This is a genomic window from Streptomyces sp. iso_384, assembly GCF_056172905.1.
Genome location: NZ_JBWBTT010000001.1, coordinates 5,274,315 through 5,290,758 on the forward strand (window position 1 = coordinate 5,274,315; position 16,444 = coordinate 5,290,758).

Here is a 16,444-nt window from a genome sequence, read left to right on the forward strand (position 1 = left end):
GCACCGCATTTTCGGGGAGTATTCGGGAAGTAACGGGCCGAGGAAAGCCACCGCACCCGGATCAGAAGTGGAAGAGTCTTCATCATGCAGGTCTGGCCGGGACACGCTTATCCCCTCGGCGCCACGTACGACGGCGCCGGTACCAATTTCGCGGTCTTCTCCGAAGCCGCCCACCGGATCGAGTTGTGCCTGTTGCACGACGACGGTTCGGAGACGGCGGTGGAGCTCCGCGAGACCGACGCGTTCGTGCGCCACGCCTATCTGCCCGGGGTGATGCCGGGTCAGCAGTACGGCTTCAGGGTGCACGGACCCTACGAACCCCAGCGCGGGCAGCGGTGCAACTCCGCGAAGCTGCTGCTGGACCCGTACGCCCGTGCGGTCGCCGGGAAGATCGACTGGGGCGAGGCGGTGTACGGCTACCCCTTCGGGAGGCCGGACGCCCGCAACGACCTCGACTCCGCCCCGCACACCATGAGCTCGGTGGTGGTGAACCCCTACTTCGACTGGGGCGACGACCGGCGTCCCCGGACGGACTACCACCGCACGGTGATCTACGAGGCCCACGTGAAGGGCCTGACGATGCTGCACCCGGGCCTCCCGCCCGAGCTGCGCGGTACGTACGCGGGCCTCGCGCATCCGGAGGTGATCGCCCATCTGACCGAACTGGGCGTCACCGCGATCGAACTGATGCCCGTCCACCAGTTCGTACAGGACCACCGGCTGTCGGACATGGGGCTCACCAACTACTGGGGCTACAACACCATCGGCTTCTTCGCCCCGCACAACACCTACGCCTCCTGGGGCGACCGCGGCGAACAGGTGCTGGAGTTCAAGCAGGCGGTGAAGGCGCTGCACCAGGCGGGGATCGAGGTCATCCTCGATGTGGTCTACAACCACACCGCGGAGGGCAACCACCTCGGGCCCACCCTCTCCTTCCGCGGCCTCGACAACGCCTCCTACTACCGTCTGACCGACGATCAGCGCTACTACATGGACACCACCGGCACCGGGAACTCGCTGCTCATGCGGTCCCCGCACGTCCTCCAGATGATCATGGACTCACTGCGGTACTGGGTGACCGAGATGCATGTGGACGGCTTCCGCTTCGATCTCGCGGCGACGCTCGCCCGCCAGTTCCACGAGGTGGACCGGCTCTCCTCGTTCTTCGACCTGGTGCAGCAGGACCCGGTGGTCAGCCAGGTGAAGCTCATCGCCGAGCCGTGGGACGTCGGCGAGGGCGGCTATCAGGTGGGCAACTTCCCGCCGCTGTGGACCGAGTGGAACGGCAAGTACCGCGACACGGTCCGCGATCTGTGGCGGGGCGAGCCGCGCACCCTGGCTGAGTTCGCCGGGCGGCTCACCGGCTCCTCCGACCTCTACCAGGACGACGGCCGACGCCCCCTCGCCTCGATCAACTTCACCACCTGCCACGACGGCTTCACCCTCCACGACCTCGTCTCGTACAACGACAAGCGCAACGACGCCAACGGGGAGGACAACCGGGACGGCGAGAGCCACAACCGCTCCTGGAACTGCGGCGCGGAGGGCGAGACCGACGATCCCGAGGTCCTGGAGCTGCGGGCCCGCCAGATGCGGAACTTCATCGCCACGCTGATGCTCTCGCAGGGCGTGCCGATGCTGAGCCACGGCGACGAGTTCGCCCGTACGCAGCAGGGCAACAACAACGCCTACTGCCAGGACAACGAGCTCGCCTGGGTGCACTGGCCCGATCCGGACGAACCGGCCGACGCGCCGGCCTCCACCCTGCTGGAGTTCACCCGGGCCATGGTGTGGCTGCGCCGCGACCACCCGGTCTTCCGGCGTCGCCGCTTCTTCCACGGCCGGCCGGTGGAGGGCACCCACGACGAGCTGTCCGACATCGCCTGGTTCACGCCCGAGGGCGAGGAGATGACGCAGCAGGACTGGCAGGCGGCCCACGCCAAGGCGATGACCGTGTTCCTGAACGGCCACGCGATCTCGGAGCCGGGGCCGCGCGGCGAGCGGATCTCCGACGATTCGTTCCTGCTGATGTTCAACGCGAGCGCCGAGACGCTGGAGTTCGCCGTCCCGGTCGACCACGGGGAGCAGTGGCAGGTCGTCGTGGACACCGCGCGGCCGGACGGGGTGCCGCCGGGGACGGGGCCGAAGGTGGCCGAGGGCGAGCAGGTCACGCTGATCGGGCGCAGCCTGACCGTGCTGAAGCGGCCCGCCTGAGCGGTGGGCGGCGAGAGACGGCTGGAGTGAGTGTTCCGCCCGGGGTGACACGGATCGCCCCGGGCGGGGTACGTAGAGATCCATGACGCCCTCCGCCACGTACCGGCTTCAGCTCCAGCCCGACTTCCCGTTCGCCGCCGCCGAGAAGGCCGTGCCGTACCTCGCCGAGCTCGGCGTCTCGCACCTCCATCTGTCGCCCGTGCTGGAGGCGGTCCCCGGCTCCCGGCACGGCTACGACGTGGTCGACCACAGCCGGGTCCGGGCGGAGCTGGGCGGTGAGGAGGGGCTGCGGTCGCTCGCCTCGGCCGCCCGCGAGCACGGGCTCGGTCTGGTCCTGGACATCGTGCCCAACCACATGGCGGCCTCGCCCCGGCACAACCACCAGCTGTGGGAGGTGCTGCGCGAGGGCCCGGCCTCCCCGTACGCCCGTTGGTTCGACATCGACTGGGCGGCGGGCGGCCACCGGGTCCTGCTGCCGGTGCTCGCCGGGCCGCTCGGCCGGGAGCTGGAGCACCTGGCCGTGGACGCCGACGGAGAGGTGCTGCGCTACCACGACCTGGAGTTCCCGTTGCGCGCCGACACCGCGGGCCTTCCGCTGCCGGAGCTGCTGGATGCCCAGCACTACCGGCTCGGCTGGTGGCGGCTGGCCCGCACCGAGCTGAACTACCGGCGCTTCTTCACCGTCCCGGAGCTGATCGGGGTGCGCGTCGAGCATCCGGAGGTCTTCGACGCCACGCACGCCAAGGTCCTCGAACTGCTCCACGACGGAGTGCTGGACGGCCTGCGCATCGACCATCCGGACGGCCTCGCCGCGCCCGCCGCCTATCTGGAACGGCTGAACGAGGCCACCGGCGGCCGCTGGACGGTGGTGGAGAAGATCCTCACCGGCGACGAGCGCCTCCCGGCGGACTGGGCGGTCGCGGGCACCACCGGGTACGACGCGCTGCACCGGATCGACGGGCTGTTCACCGATCCCTCCGGCGCGGCGGAGCTGCTCGGCCACTACCGGGAGTTCGCGGGCCCGCCCGCCGACCGGGGCGGCGACTGGACGGCCACGGTACGCCGGGCCGCGTACCGGGTGGCGGCCCATGAGCTGGCCGCAGAGACGGCCTGGCTGACCCGGCAGGCCACCGGGATCTGCGACCGGGACCCCGCGCTGCGCGACCACGCGCCGTGGGCGCTGCGGACGGCGGTGCGGGAGCTGCTGGTACGGGTCCCGGTCTACCGCCCGTACGTCACGGCGGGCGAGCCGCCGACCAGGATCGCCCGGGAGACGCTGACCGACGAGGCGGTGCGGGAGGCGAAGGCGGTGTTCTCCGTGCCGGAGGAGGCGGCGGCCGTCGACGTCGTACGGGATCTGGCGCTCGGGCGGCTCGGCGGCGGGGAGGAACAGGCCGCGTTCTGCGCCCGGTTCGCCCAGACCGCGTCCGCGCTGCACGCCAAGTCGGTGGAGGACACGGCGTTTTACCGGTACGTACCCCTGACCTCGGCCACCGAGGTGGGCGGAGCCCCGGAACGGCCGGCGGTGTCGCCGGAGGAGTTCCACGCCTTCGCCGCCCGGACCGCCCGCGACCGGCCGGCCACCGGCACGGTCCTGACCACGCACGACACCAAGCGCAGCGCGGACGTCCGGGCCCGGATCGCGGTGCTGACCCAGTGCCCTGAGCGGTGGGCGGCGCTGGTGGCGCAGCTGACGGCGGCGACCGCCGTCGTTGCCCCGGATCCACAACTGGCGTGGGCGGCCTGGCAGTCGGCGTACGGCTGCGCGGGGCTGCCGGCCGAGGAGCTGTTCGAGCGGCTGGAGCCGGCCCTGCTGAAGGCGGTGCGCGAGGCGGGCCTCTTCACCAGCTGGACGGAGCCGGATCCGGCGTACGAGCGGGCGGTGTCGGAGTTCGTCGCCGCCGGTCCGGGCGACGGATCCGGCGTGGCTCGGACGCTGATCGCCGAGTTCGCGGACGCGCTCGCCCCGCATGTGCGGGCCCAGGTGCTGGGGGCGGCTCTGGTGCATCTGACGATGCCGGGCGTGCCGGATCTCTACCAGGGCACGGAGAGCGAGTACCTGGCCCTGGTCGACCCCGACAACCGGCGGCCGTTCCGGCGGCCCGAGGTACCGGACGAGAAGCAGGCGCTGACGGCGGTCGCCCTGGGGCTGCGGCGCGAACTGCCGGACGCGTTCGGCGAGTCGGGTACGTACGTGCCGCTGACGGCCGATGGTCCGGCCGCCTCCCATCTGCACGCGTTCTGCCGGTCGGGCGAGGTGGTCACGGCGGTGACCCGGCTGTCGCTGCGGCTGGCCGAGGGCGGCGGCTGGCGGGACTCGGTGCTGGAGCTGCCGGCCGACGGGCCCTGGCGGGATCTGCTGTCGGCCACACCCGGCCGCGAGTTCCCGGGCGGCGCGGTGGCGGCGGCGGAGCTGTTCGCCGAGCGGCCGGTGGCACTGCTGCGGCGGGTGCGGGACTGACGACCGGGGGCCATGGCCCCGCCCGTCAGGACGGGCGTACGAGCAGGGTTCGCGGGCCCCGGGTCAGCAGGCCGCCCGCCACCGGGCGGAAGCCCTCGGCCCAGCGGATGCCGGGCATCGCCGTCAGCAGGGCGCGCAGGCCGTGTTCGGCCTCCAGTCTGCCGAGGAGCGCGGCGGGGCAACCGGCCGGGCCGATGAGCAGCGGGTCGGCGTCGGTGCGCAGCGGGTCGAAACGGTCGGGTGCGCCGAACCGGGCCGGATCGCGGCCCGCCGCGCCGATGAGGCACGCGACGGGCGCGTCGGCGGGAAGCGTGCCGCCGCTGACGGTCACCTCGGTACGGGTGCGGCGCAGCACGATCTGGACGGGCGGATCGCGGCGCAGCGTCTCGGTCCAGGCCCGGCCCAGCAGCGTGCCGGGCCCTGCTCCGGTCCCGGGTACGGCCGTCGCGGCGGCCAGCAGGTCGGGGTCGTCCAGCATGTTCGCCAGGAACGAGGCGAGGGCGTGTTCGCGGAGTGCGGTGGGCCCGGCGCAGTCGTCGGCCGCCCCGCCGGTCCGCCGCTGGAAGGCGTGCCGGGGCAGGGTGCTCAGGTCCGGGTAGGAGAGCCCCGCCGCCGCGGCGGCGGCCCCGGCGGGCAGCCACCGGCAGAAGTCGGCGACCAGGTCCGCCCGCTCGCGCCCGGCGATCCGGCGGGCCAGGACGTACGCGGTCCGCTCGACGGCGGGTGCGGCGGCGCTCCACGGCACGGCGGACGGGCGGCAGACCAGGCTGCCCCGGCAGAGGCCGAGCGGGACGGGCGCCCGGCCGCGCGGGGTGCCGTCGTGCGGGTAGCCGGTGAACCGGGGGTCGGTGAGGGCCAGGGCCACGTCCGTGTACCGGCTCAGCAGCCAGGCGCCGAGGCCCGGGTCGTAGCCGAGGGGGTAGTGCGTGCGCAGCAGGCGGTAGAGACGCAGCCGGTACGGATCCGTCGTGGCCCCCGGCGTCAGCAGTCCCGGCTGCCCGCCCGCGAGCCGGTGCGGACGGCGGGCGGCGGGCAGGGATTCGGGGCGTTCGACGGACATCTCACACCCCCTGGACATCGGTGCGCCGGCTGCCGACGCGCGTTCTCTCAGGGGACCACCGCCGGGGGCGCGCCGCAGTCGACGTACGCCCGTTCGGGTGAGGCGGCGGTGGGGTGCGGAGGGCGTATCCCGGTGACCGGCAGGGTGGCGAGCAGCTCGGTGAAGGCGGCCGCCGCCCCGGTCAGGGGGACGCGGGAGAAGACGGCGAGGGCGCGCAGCCAGGGCGGGTCGACGCTCAGGACCGCGCAGTTCTCGCCGAGAGCGCCGCGGACGGTGTGGCCGGGTGCGGTGGAGACCCCGACCCCGGCCGCCGCCATCCGGATCGCGGTCGAGGTGTTCCTGACGCCGGCCGGACGCGGACTGCACCAGCAGCACTGAAGCCCGGGCCGGGCACGGGCCCGGCGTCCCGGCGTGGGGTCGGCCGGGCGAGAGGCCGCGCCGGACGGACGGGACGCCCGGACCTCGCGGCGGGCGGCCGGAATCAGGCGGACGGGAGGCCGGGACCCTGCGGCGGGCGGTCGGAGCCCTGCTCCGGGCGGCCGGGCCCGTTCGACGGGGGTTCGGGGGCGTGCGGCGGGAGCTGGGACGGGGCGGCGGCGGACGGCCGTGGTGCGTGCGGCGGCAGTTCGGGCGGGCGGGCGGCGGACGGCCGGGACTCGGGCGGGCGGGGGGCCGGGGCGGTGAGCCGGAAGCTCATCCGGCCGAAGCTCACCTGGTCGCCGTCGCGCACCGGAATGGAGCCGACGAGCCGCTGGCCGTTGACGCAGGTGCCGTTGGTGGAGCCGAGGTCGCGCAGCACCCAGCGGCCGTTCTGCGCGGAGAGTTCGGCGTGCAGCCGGGAGACCGTCTCGTGGTTGAGGCGCAGCCCGTTCGCCGGGTCGCGGCCGATGAGCAGCGGATGCGGGCCGGGCGCGGGGAGCAGCAGCTTGGGGAGCCGCTCGGTCTGCCAGGCGCGGCGCAGTCGCCCGGGGAAGGCGGAGATCCCGCCGACCGCCCGGACCAGGCCCTGGGACCAGCGGCCGCCGCCGTCCAGGTCGGAGGTGAGGGCCGCCAGCTCCTCGGGGCGGCGGGCGACGAGGGCGAGCTCCATGCGCCGCATGAAGGTGTCGTGCGACAACTTGCCCTGGGCGGCACCCTCTCTGAGCAGGCCGAGAACACGGTCGCGCTGGGCGTCCGACAGCCGCGCGGGACTCGCGTGGAACTCGAAGGAGGATGTCACGTGGACGATTGTCGGGCCGAAGGGGCCGGAGTGTCCAGACGAGACCCTGTTACCTCCCGCGCTGACCTGCGCCGCTTCCTCACGCGACGGCCCCGGGCCCCCTTGCTAGGGTCTGCCGCTCATCCACCACGAGGAGACCGTGTGTCCCCTGCGCCATCCCGCCCGACGATCCGTCCGCTGTCCGGACCCGGCGAACTCGGCCTGTTCAGCCGCCTTTCGTATGTTCTCGACCACGAGCTGGCCGACGATCTCGCCACCGGACGCCGCCTCCCGGAGTGGATGTGGGTCGCCCTGGACGGCGAGCGGGTCGTCGCCAGGGCCGCCTGGTGGACGAACGCGCCGGGCGGCGATCCGCTGGCGCTGGACTTCTTCGACCTGGACGACGCCCTGCCCGTCCCGGAGCGGGTCGAGATCGGCGTCGGGCTGCTGGAGACGGCGACGGAGGCCGTGGTCCCGGCCGGTGCGCGGCGGCCGGAGTACGGGCGGTTCGTACCGCCGGACTGGCGTGGGGACCCGGTGGCCCGGGAGGTCGTCGGGGCCCGGATCGCGGCGGTGGCGGCGACCGGGGCGCGGATGCTGGTCGAGCGGCTGCGGCTGGAGTGGCGGGCCGGTACGCCGGTGCCCGGGGACTCCGGCCGGCTGGTGTTCCGTCAGGTCACCGGCCGGGAGGACCTGCTGGCGCTGATGACGCCGGTGATGGAAGGCACCCTCGACGCCCACGGGCAGGAGGACCTGGCGTCCGGGCTCGACGCCCGCGCGGCGGCCGAGAAGCACTACGACGAGGAATTGGCGGGGTACTCGACCCCGATGGCCTGGTGGCGGATCGCCGAACTGCCCACCGGCGAACCGGTCGGCTTCGTGATCCCGGCCCGCAACAACTACCACCCGATCATCGCGTACATCGGGGTGCTGCCCGCCCGGCGCGGCCACGGGTACATCGACGATCTCCTCGCCGAGGGCACCCGGGTGCTGGCGGCCGAGGGCGTGGAGCGGATCCGGGCGGCGACCGATCTCGGCAACGTACCGATGGCCAGGTCCTTCGAGCGTCTCGGGTACGTCACCTTCGAGCGGGCGTTCAATATGGTCTGGGACGCGGAGAAGAGCGAGGAGCGCACCGGATGAACGCGTGGTCGGCGTTGGCGGCGGACGAACCGGTGGGCGTCACGGTCCTGGGCGTGCTCGTCGCGCTCCTGGTGCTTCTGGTCCTCGGCGGGCTGGCGATGGTCGTCTTCGTCAGCCCGCGCAAGCACCGCACGCCCGAGGACCGGCGCCGGGCCCGCGAGCGCAAGGCCGCCCACCGTCGGCAGGCCGCGCTCCGCAAGCGCCGCGAGGCGTTGCAGCGCCGGAGCCGCGACCGGGAGTGAGGGGCCTCGGGCACGCCCCGGAGGCAGGATCCCGGATTCTCGCCGGATATGCGGTGGACGGCGGGCGTCGACGTTGGCTAGGGTCGGCATCGACATCCGACGCCCGTCGTGGAAGGAGGCGAGAGACATGCGCGGGAACAGCCGCACCACCATCCGCAGTACATCTTTCTCGCGCTCCCGCCCCGTCCGCCGGGCGGTGTCGGACCTCGTCTGACCGGGAGCGCGGCATTCCGTCCCGGAGGACACCTTCATGACCGATCTGGTCATCCGCGCGCTCACCCCGAGCGACGCCGCACTTTTCACCACGTTCCAGGACAGCCCCTTCGTCGGCCGGGCCGCCTTCGGCCACGGTTACACCTCGACGGCCGACGGCGGCGAGTACCGCCCCGACTGGTCCTGGGTCGCGCTTCGCGAGAACACCGTGATCGCCAGGGCCGCCTGGTGGGGCGGGCCCGACGACACCGAGCCGGTCGTGCTCAACTGGTTCGACTTCGCGGACGGGGAGGCGGAGGCGGGCGCCGAACTCCTGCGCCGCGCCCCGTTCGACAAGGAGTACGAACTGATCGCGCCCGCAGGATGGCGGGACGACCCGGCGGCGCGGGCCGCCGTCGAGGAGCGGGTCGCCGCCGCGACGGCGGCCGGGATGAAGCCGCTGGTCGAGCGCTACCGCTATCGCTGGACCCCCGACTGCCCGCTGCCCGAGCGGACGGGCCGGCTGACCTACCGCCCGGAACCGGACGACGCCGTCATCCTCGATGTGCTGCGCCGCGTCCACTCGGCCACGCTCGACGCCCATGCCCGCAAGGCCATCGAAGGTCCCGGCGGCCTGGAGGCAGCGGCCCAGGAGGAGTTGGACTTCTTCCACTGGTGCCCCTCGCCGCGGGAGTGGTGGCGGCTCGCGTACACCCCGGACGGAGAGGTGGCGGGCATCCAGGTGCCGGCGCACAACCCGTCGGGGCCCTGCGTCGGCTTCATCGGGGTCGTCCCCGAGGCCCGCGGGCACGGCTACGGCTACGACCTGCTGGTGGAGTGCACGCGCTTCCTCGTCGAGCAGGGCGCGGAGTTCGTCGCGGGGGCGACGGACCAGGGGAACGCGCCGATGGCCGCCGCGTTCGCCCGCGCCGGGTACCCCGTCACGCAGGAGTGGGTCCATCTGGCGTGAGGGCCCCGGCCTCCTCGGCCAGCCACTCCAGGCGGAGGCGCTGCTCGGCGGGGATCGTCGCGTCCTCGCCGCGCGGCCCCACGTTGAGCAGGACGTTCCCGCCGTCGGCCGCCGTGTCGCGGACCAGTGAGGTGAGTGCTTCGCGGCCGATGAAGGCGTCGGCCCCCGAGGCCCGGTTGTAGCCGAAGCTGTGGTCGACGCCCCGGGTGATCTCGTACGGGTCGGAGCCCTCGTAGCGGGCGTACTCCGGGGTGCGGAAGTCGAAGACGGGCGGTGTGCGCGGGACGAAGCCCTCGCCCTGCGCCACCGTCCGGCGGTCCCACCAGTTGTACAGCGCCTTCGCGCCCGGCAGGTTCAGGCCCCGCCAGTGCGGGGCGTAGGGCAGCAGGCGGTCGTTGACGACACCGTGCGGGACGGTGAAGCGGTAGAAGTCGACCAGTGAGCGGATCTCGGCGGCGGAGGCGGGCCAAGCGATGTCGTTCCAGAGGATGTCGGGCCGGTAGCGGCGGATCAGCTCCCGCAGCTGCGCGTCCGCGTAGGCGGGGTACCTCCCGCGCGGCACGGCGGAGAACATGTCGGCCGCGGTGCCGATGGGCCGGTCGTCGAAGGTCCAGTCGAGCCCGCCGGAGTAGTAGACGCCGAAGCGCAGGCCCTCGGCCCGTACGGCTTCGGCGAACTCGCCGACCACGTCCCGCGTCGTGTGCCAGCCGGTGCGGTGCGGGTTCTCCGTCTCGGAGGGCCAGAGGCAGAACCCGTCGTGGTGCTTGGTGACCAGGACCGCGTATCCGGCGCCCGCCTCGCGGAAGGAGCGGGCCCAGGCCGCCGGGTCCCAGCCGGCGAGCCCGTCCTCGAAGTCGTGGCCGAAGTCGGTGTAGGGGCGGGTGCCGTAGGTGGCGCGGTGGTGGGCGGCGACCGGGGAGCCGGGGAAGCGGAGCGCGTTCTCGTACCACTCCGCGTACGAGGTCCAGCCCAGCGGCGCACGCCGGCCCGCCGCCGGGAGTTCGCCGACGGGGACGTAGGGCGGGGCCCAGCCGGGGACGGAGGCGGGTGTCCAGTGAACGAAGATCCCCAGTCGGGCCCGGGACCACCATGAAGCGACCATGGCGGGAGTATCGATCATTCGGGCGGTGTCGCGTAAGCCCCCTCGACCGCCGGGTTCCGCTTCCGCGGCTGCTCCTGTCGCTGCTCCTGTCGCTTCTGTGCGCGGATCAGGTCGCGGTACCAGGCGTACGAGGCCTTCGGCGTACGGGCCAGCGTCTCGTAGTCGATGTGGACGAGGCCGAACCGCTGCGAGACGCCCTCCGTCCACTCGACGTTGTCGGTGAGCGACCAGGTGAAGTAGCCGCGTACGTCCACCCCGGCGTCCATCGCCGAGCGCAGGGCGGTGAGGTGACTCTCCAGATAGGCGATGCGGCGGTCGTCGGCGTGCGGTTCCTCCAGGGCGCAGCCGTTCTCGGTGATGTACAGCGGCGGGAGGCGGTCGCCGTAGCGGGTGTGCAGCGAGGTGACGATCTCGGTGAGGCCCTCGGGGACCACGGGCCAGCCGAATCCGGTCTTCTCGTACCCCTCGATCTCCCGGATCCCGAAGGGAAGTTCGGCGGGCATCGTGAAGCCGGAGAAGGTGTCCAGGGCTTCGGGCCGGGGCGCTCCGACGAGGGTCGGGTTGTAGTAGTTGACGCCGTACCAGTCGAGCGGGGTGGAGATGACCTTCAGGTCGTCGGCGACCGGCCCCGGCATCAGGGCGGCGAGCCCCTCGTCCGGGTAGCGTCCGGTCAGAATCGGGTCGGCGAAGAGCCAGTTGGTGAGCGTGTCGTACAACTCCGCGCCGAAGCGGTCCTCGTCGGTGTCCCCGGCCGTCCAGACCGGGGCGTGCGAGAGGGCGGCGCCGATGTTGTCCGCGCCCGCCGCGCGCAGGGCGCGGACCGCGAGGCCGTGGGCGAGGAGCTGGTGGTGGGCGGCGGGCAGGGCGTCGAAGAGCAGGGTGCGGCCCGGGGCGTGCTCACCGAGCGCGTAGCCGAGCATCGTGACCTCGGCGGGCTCGTTGATCGTGATCCACATGGGGACGCGGTCGGCGAGGCGTTCGGCGACGATGCCCGCGTACTCGGCGAAGCGGTGGGCGGTGTCCCGGTCGAGCCAGCCGCCCGCCTCCTCCAGCGGGAGCGGGGTGTCCCAGTGGTAGAGGGTCGGGGCGGGGGTGATGCCGTGGGCGCAGAGCTCGTCGACGAGCCGGTCGTAGAAGTCGAGCCCGTCGGCGTTGACGGCTCCGCTGCCGCCGGGCACCACGCGGGGCCAGCTGACGGAGAACCGGAAGGCGTCCGCGCCGAGCCCGGCCAGCAGGGCGACGTCCTCGCGGTAGCGGGCGTGGAAGCCGGTGCCCCGGGTGGTGTCGGTGCCGTCCTTGATCCGGCCCGGCTGGGCGGCGAAGGCGTCCCAGCCGGAGGGGCCCTTGCCGTCCGCGTCCACCGCCCCCTCGGTCTGGAAGGCGGAGGCGGAGGCTCCCCAGAGGAAGCCGGGCGGGAACATCGGCAGGGTCATCGCGGCCTCCAGCAGCCGTGCGTATGAGCGGAACCGTCACGTGTCGGCACAACCAGTACGGGTGCGCGAAATCCGTATGAGCGGCAACGCGCCGGGCAATGATCAGGACCAGACCTTAATCGCCGGTGGCGGGCGGCAACAGAGCCTGTCGCGTGGAGCGTGAAGCCCGGCCGCCGGCCGTGCGCGCCCCGCCCAGGGACGAGGAGTGGTGGATGCAGTTCGAGGTGTGGGCCCCCGAGGCGGACTCGGTCGTGCTGGAGGCGGCGGACGTCCGGTCCCCGATGGAGCGTGACGCGGGGCGCGATGGCTGGTGGACGGCCGAGGCGGAGGCGGCCGACGGGGACCGGTACGGGTTCCGGGTGGACGACGGGCCGCTGCTGCCGGACCCCCGGTCGCGGCGTCAGCCGGACGGGCCCGACGGCCCGAGCGCGGTCGTCGACCAGGAGGTGTACGCCTGGCGCAACGGGTGGGCGGGGCGGCGGCTGAACCGGGCGGTGCTGTGCGAGCTGCATGTGGGGACGTACACGCCGCAGGGCACGTTCGACGCGGCGGCGGCGCGACTGGGCCATCTGGCGGAGCTGGGCGTCACCCATGTGTCGCTGATGCCCCTCTGCCCGTTCCCGGGGGTCAACGGCTGGGGCTACGAGGGCGTCTCGCTCTGGGCGGTGCACGAGCCGTACGGCGGACCGGAGGGGCTGAAGCGTTTCGTCGACACGGCGCACGGGCTGGGGCTCGGGGTGGTCCTGGACGTCGTCCACAACCACCTGGGCCCGTCCGGCAACCATCTGCCCGCCTTCGGACCGTACTTCACCGACACCCACCACACCCCGTGGGGCGCGGCGGTCAATCTGGACGCGCCGGGCTCCGACGAGGTGCGGGCGTTCCTGCTGGGCAGCGCGCTGGCCTGGCTGCGCGACTACCGGCTCGACGGGCTGCGTCTGGACGCGGTGCACGCGCTGGCCGACACCCGGGCGCTGACCTTCCTGGAGGAGCTGTCGACGGCGGTCGACGCGCTGGCGGTGGAGCTGGGGCGGCCGCTCGGGCTGATCGCCGAGTCCGATCTCTGCGACCCGCGCACCACCACTCCGCGCCCGGCGGGCGGCCTCGGGCTGCACGCCCAGTGGAACGACGACTTCCACCACGCCCTGCACACCGCGCTGACCGGCGAGTCGCAGGGCTACTACGCCGACTTCGCCCGCGCCCCGCTCGCCGCCCTCGCCAAGACGGTGACGTCGGCGTTCTTCCACAACGGGACGTGGTCCAGCTTCCGGGGCCGGACCCACGGCCGCCCGGTCGACGTGTCCCGTACCCCGGCGCACCGCTTCGTCGGATACGCGCAGACGCACGACCAGATCGGCAACCGCGCGCTCGGCGACCGCCTCGCCGCCTCCCTCTCCCCCGGCCTCCAGGCGTGCGCCGCCGCGCTCGTGCTGACCGGTCCGTTCACGCCGATGCTGTTCATGGGCGAGGAGTGGGGGGCGCGCACCCCGTGGCAGTTCTTCACCGACCATACGGAGCCGGAGCTGGCCGAGGCCGTACGCAACGGCAGGCGACGGGAGTTCGGCGCGCACGGCTGGGACGAGGAGGAGATCCCCGACCCGCAGGACCCGGCGACCCGCGACCGCTCGGTCCTCGACTGGACCGAGCCGGAGCGCGAACCGCACGCACGGCTGCTCGCCTGGTACCGCGAACTGATCGCGCTGCGGCGTACGTTGCCCGATCTGCACGACCCCGACCTGGCGTCGGTGAAGACCGCGTTCGACGAGGACGCGCGGTGGTTCGCGTACCGCAGGGGTGATCTGCGGGTCGCGGTGAACCTGGCCGACAGGCCGGCGGCGATCCCGCTCGGCCTCGGCCGCCACCGCCGTTCCGGAGGACGGGTGCTGGCGGCCTGGGAGCCGGTGGAGGCGCCGGGGGCGGACGGGGTGCTGCATCTGCCGCCGGAGTCGTGCGTGGTGCTGGCGGACGACTGAACGCCCTTGAACACCCCGAACTCCCTTGCAGGCGCGCCTACTCCACGACGGCCAGTTCGCGGGCGGTGGCGTTGAGCCGCCGCCCGCCGTCCTCGGTGACCGCCACGATGTCCTCGATCCGGACGCCGAAGCGGCCCGGGAGGTAGATGCCGGGCTCCACGGAGAAGCACATGCCGGGCACGAGCGGCTGCTCCTCGCCCTCGATCATGTAGGGCGGCTCGTGGGTGGTGACGCCGATGCCGTGGCCGGTGCGGTGGATGAACCGTTCGCCGTAGCCGAACTCGGTGATCACCGCGCGGGCCGCCCGGTCGATCTCCTGGCAGGCGACGCCGGGCCGGACGGCGGCACAGCCCGCCTGCTGGGCCTCGCGGACGATGTCGTGGACCCGCTGCTCCTCGGCGGTGGGCTCGCCGACATGGACCGTACGGGAGGTGTCGGAGCCGTAGCCGTGCTTCAGCCCGCCGAAGTCGAGGACCACCATGTCGCCGCGCTCGATGGTGCGTTCGCCCGCCTCGTGGTGCGGGTTGGCTCCGTTCGGACCGGACCCGACGACGGTGAAGTCGACCTGGGAGTGCCCGAACTCCCGCAGCAGCGCGGCGAGATCGGTGGCCAGGTCGACCTCCCGGCGGCCGGAGAAGCGCACCTTGAGGATCTCCTCGTACGTGGCGTCGGCGGCGGCGCCGGCGGCCGCGAGCCGTTCCAGCTCGGCCGCGTCCTTCACCGCGCGGAGCATCGGCAGGGCCTCGGTGAGCGCGGCGTAGGAGGTGCCGGGCAACTCCCGCTGGAGGCCCAGCAGATGCATCGCCCAGGCGTTGTCGCTGACGCCGAAGCGGCCCTCGGCGTCCAGCAGCGGGGCGGTCACCGCGTACGGGTCCTTGCCGTCGGTCCAGTCGCGCAGGGTGAGGGCGGGCGCCCCGGTGGCGGCGGCCGCGTCGGGGGCCTCCAGGGTCGGGACCACCAGGACCGGGTCCTGGCCGGCCCGGAGCACGAGGAGCGTGAGGCGTTCGGTGCTCACGGGGCGGTAGCCGGTGAGGTGGACGAGGTCGGGGCCCGGCGCGACGATCACCCCGGCGAGCCCGGCCTCGGCGGCGGACTCGGCGGCCCGTGCCATCCGGGCCCGGTAGTCGTCGGCGGTGAAGGGCACGGGCGGGACGGGCTGCTGGGCGGACGGGGTCGGGCTGGACATCGGGGCCTCCTGGCGGTGCGACACGGCACACAGCATCCTGCCCGCCCGGCGGGGCGTACGCGACCGGCTTGCCGGCGTGTGTCGGACGCCCCGGCCGGGTTCCGGGAGCGCCCGGCGGGTCAGAGGCGCACGACCAGGTCGGCCCGGTCCTGGCCGCCCGCCACCAGCCGGGCGTTCGCCTCGTCGGAGCGGGCCACCCACTCCTCGGCGTCCGGCCGGGGCCTGCCGTGGCGCACATGGCGGTCGACGAGGCGGCGCACCCGGACCTCCGGGTCGAGCTCCAGGAACCACACCTCGTCCAGCAGCCCGCGCACCGGCGCCCACGGCCCCTCGTCGAGCAGCAGGTAGTTGCCCTCGGTGACGACGAGCGGCACGTCCGGCGGTACGGGCAGCGCACCGGCGACCGGCTCCTCCAGCGACCGGTCGAAGGCGGGCGCGTAGACCGCGTGCTCCGGGTCCGGGTCGCGCAGCCGCCGCAGCAGGGCCGTGTACCCGGCCGCGTCGAAGGTGTCCGGCGCGCCCTTGCGGTCGGCGCGGCCCAGGCGGTCCAGCTCGGCGGCGGCGAGGTGGAAGCCGTCCATCGGGACGAGGGCGGCGCGTCCGTCCAGGGCCGCGACCAGCCGGTCCGCGAGAGTGGACTTGCCGGCTCCGGGCGGGCCGGCGATCCCGAGGACGCGCCGTTGTCCGGCGTCCGCGAGCGCGCGGGCCCGGTCCGTCAGTGCGGCGAGGCCGCCGTTGCTCGTACCGTCCACGATGTCCATGCGGGGCATTGTGCGGCGGCGGGGAGCTCCGGCGTTAGTGTTACGTATAACCTCATCGCTGGAAGGACTCCCTCGCCATGTCCCACATCGCCCTGGTCACCCTGGTCGTCCGCGACTACGACGAGGCGCTCGCGTACTACCGCGACGCCCTCGGCTTCGAGCCGGTGGAGGACACCGACCGGGGCGACGGCACTCGCTGGGTGGTGGTGCGCCCGCGCGGGGCGGCCTCGGGAACGGGGCTGCTGCTGGCCCGGGCGAAGGACGAGGCGCAGACCGCGGCCGTCGGGGCGCAGACAGGCGGCCGGGTCGGCTTCTTCCTGCACACCGAGGACTTCGCGGCCGACCACGCGCGGATGAGCGCGGCCGGGGTGCGGTTCCTGGAGGAGCCCCGGCACGAGACGTACGGCTCGGTCGCGGTCTTCGAGGACCTGTACGGCAACCGCTGGGACCTGCTCCAGCCGGCCGCCTGAGCCCGTCCGCCCGCGTCCGGGCCCGTCCGCCCCCGCTCC

The 16,444-nt window shown here is 73.7% G+C and carries 13 protein-coding genes and 1 pseudogene; 7 read left to right on the top strand and 7 right to left on the bottom strand.

The window, feature by feature from the left end; all coding sequences use genetic code 11:
* Positions 1–84: 84 nt before the first annotated feature.
* Complete coding sequence (gene glgX, locus AC0VY3_RS23690; protein WP_103507503.1) at positions 85–2,214, top strand: glycogen debranching protein GlgX; 2,130 nt, start codon at positions 85–87, stop codon at positions 2,212–2,214.
* A gap of 82 nt (positions 2,215–2,296) precedes the next feature.
* Positions 2,297–4,675, top strand: coding sequence for a malto-oligosyltrehalose synthase (treY, locus tag AC0VY3_RS23695; RefSeq protein ID WP_103507502.1), 2,379 nt, complete (start codon positions 2,297–2,299; stop codon positions 4,673–4,675).
* A 25-nt stretch (positions 4,676–4,700) separates the two neighbouring features.
* Here treY and AC0VY3_RS23700 read toward each other — a convergent pair whose 3' ends face one another.
* From AC0VY3_RS23700 to AC0VY3_RS23710, 3 genes and pseudogenes are all read right to left on the bottom strand, one after another.
* A complete protein-coding gene (locus AC0VY3_RS23700; RefSeq protein WP_475550538.1) occupies positions 4,701–5,735 on the bottom strand; it encodes a cytochrome P450 in 1,035 nt (344 codons plus the stop codon).
* A gap of 47 nt (positions 5,736–5,782) precedes the next feature.
* Positions 5,783–6,073, bottom strand: a pseudogene (locus AC0VY3_RS23705) (LysR family transcriptional regulator); the annotation flags it as partial.
* 143 nt (positions 6,074–6,216) lie between these two features.
* Positions 6,217–6,954: an FHA domain-containing protein gene (locus AC0VY3_RS23710; protein ID WP_475550539.1), complete on the bottom strand. Its 738-nt coding sequence runs from the start codon at positions 6,952–6,954 to the stop codon at positions 6,217–6,219.
* Positions 6,955–7,095: 141 nt separating this feature from the next.
* On the opposite strand from AC0VY3_RS23710, the gene AC0VY3_RS23715 reads away from it, so the two are divergent.
* The 3 genes from AC0VY3_RS23715 (at position 7,096) to AC0VY3_RS23725 (ending at position 9,480) form a co-directional block, all read left to right on the top strand.
* Positions 7,096–8,076 carry a GNAT family N-acetyltransferase gene (locus AC0VY3_RS23715; protein ID WP_103507012.1) on the top strand — a complete coding sequence of 327 codons (981 nt, stop codon included), beginning with the start codon at positions 7,096–7,098 and terminating at the stop codon, positions 8,074–8,076.
* A complete protein-coding gene (locus tag AC0VY3_RS23720; RefSeq protein ID WP_103507011.1) occupies positions 8,073–8,318 on the top strand; it encodes a hypothetical protein in 246 nt (81 codons plus the stop codon). The genes AC0VY3_RS23715 and AC0VY3_RS23720 overlap by 4 nt, the downstream gene beginning before the upstream one ends.
* A 250-nt stretch (positions 8,319–8,568) precedes the next feature.
* Entirely contained in the window at positions 8,569–9,480 is a 912-nt protein-coding gene (locus tag AC0VY3_RS23725) for a GNAT family N-acetyltransferase (protein WP_103507010.1), read from the top strand.
* On the opposite strand, the gene AC0VY3_RS23730 is transcribed toward AC0VY3_RS23725, so the two are convergent.
* Both AC0VY3_RS23730 and AC0VY3_RS23735 read right to left on the bottom strand, forming a co-directional pair.
* Positions 9,452–10,582, bottom strand: coding sequence for an alpha-L-fucosidase (locus AC0VY3_RS23730; RefSeq protein ID WP_103507009.1), 1,131 nt, complete (start codon positions 10,580–10,582; stop codon positions 9,452–9,454). The genes AC0VY3_RS23725 and AC0VY3_RS23730 overlap by 29 nt on opposite strands.
* A 14-nt stretch (positions 10,583–10,596) precedes the next feature.
* Complete coding sequence (locus AC0VY3_RS23735) at positions 10,597–12,015, bottom strand: GH1 family beta-glucosidase (protein WP_103507008.1); 1,419 nt, start codon at positions 12,013–12,015, stop codon at positions 10,597–10,599.
* 212 nt (positions 12,016–12,227) lie between these two features.
* Here AC0VY3_RS23735 and treZ point away from each other — a divergent pair, with 212 nt between their 5' ends.
* Positions 12,228–13,988 (top strand): malto-oligosyltrehalose trehalohydrolase, encoded by a 1,761-nt coding sequence (treZ, locus tag AC0VY3_RS23740; protein WP_103507007.1) that lies wholly within the window; start codon positions 12,228–12,230, stop codon positions 13,986–13,988.
* A 37-nt stretch (positions 13,989–14,025) separates the two neighbouring features.
* On the opposite strand, the gene AC0VY3_RS23745 is transcribed toward treZ, so the two are convergent.
* A complete protein-coding gene (locus tag AC0VY3_RS23745) occupies positions 14,026–15,174 on the bottom strand; it encodes an aminopeptidase P family protein (RefSeq protein ID WP_103507006.1) in 1,149 nt (382 codons plus the stop codon).
* Between the two features lie 119 nt (positions 15,175–15,293).
* Entirely contained in the window at positions 15,294–15,935 is a 642-nt protein-coding gene (locus AC0VY3_RS23750) for a nucleoside/nucleotide kinase family protein (RefSeq protein WP_181010689.1), read from the bottom strand.
* A 77-nt stretch (positions 15,936–16,012) separates the two neighbouring features.
* Here AC0VY3_RS23750 and AC0VY3_RS23755 point away from each other — a divergent pair, with 77 nt between their 5' ends.
* Positions 16,013–16,405 carry a VOC family protein gene (locus AC0VY3_RS23755; protein WP_103507004.1) on the top strand — a complete coding sequence of 131 codons (393 nt, stop codon included), beginning with the start codon at positions 16,013–16,015 and terminating at the stop codon, positions 16,403–16,405.
* The last annotated feature ends 39 nt before the right edge of the window (positions 16,406–16,444 follow it).

Coding starts and splice junctions, on each gene's coding strand:
- glgX (WP_103507503.1), top strand. CDS start 85: ATGCAGGTCTGGCCGGGACACGCTTATCCCCTCGGCGCCACGTACGAC.
- treY (WP_103507502.1), top strand. CDS start 2,297: ATGACGCCCTCCGCCACGTACCGGCTTCAGCTCCAGCCCGACTTCCCG.
- AC0VY3_RS23700 (WP_475550538.1), bottom strand. CDS start 5,735: ATGTCCGTCGAACGCCCCGAATCCCTGCCCGCCGCCCGCCGTCCGCAC.
- AC0VY3_RS23720 (WP_103507011.1), top strand. CDS start 8,073: ATGAACGCGTGGTCGGCGTTGGCGGCGGACGAACCGGTGGGCGTCACG.
- AC0VY3_RS23725 (WP_103507010.1), top strand. CDS start 8,569: ATGACCGATCTGGTCATCCGCGCGCTCACCCCGAGCGACGCCGCACTT.
- AC0VY3_RS23730 (WP_103507009.1), bottom strand. CDS start 10,582: ATGGTCGCTTCATGGTGGTCCCGGGCCCGACTGGGGATCTTCGTTCAC.
- AC0VY3_RS23735 (WP_103507008.1), bottom strand. CDS start 12,015: ATGACCCTGCCGATGTTCCCGCCCGGCTTCCTCTGGGGAGCCTCCGCC.
- treZ (WP_103507007.1), top strand. CDS start 12,228: ATGCAGTTCGAGGTGTGGGCCCCCGAGGCGGACTCGGTCGTGCTGGAG.
- AC0VY3_RS23745 (WP_103507006.1), bottom strand. CDS start 15,174: ATGTCCAGCCCGACCCCGTCCGCCCAGCAGCCCGTCCCGCCCGTGCCC.
- AC0VY3_RS23750 (WP_181010689.1), bottom strand. CDS start 15,935: ATGGACATCGTGGACGGTACGAGCAACGGCGGCCTCGCCGCACTGACG.
- AC0VY3_RS23755 (WP_103507004.1), top strand. CDS start 16,013: ATGTCCCACATCGCCCTGGTCACCCTGGTCGTCCGCGACTACGACGAG.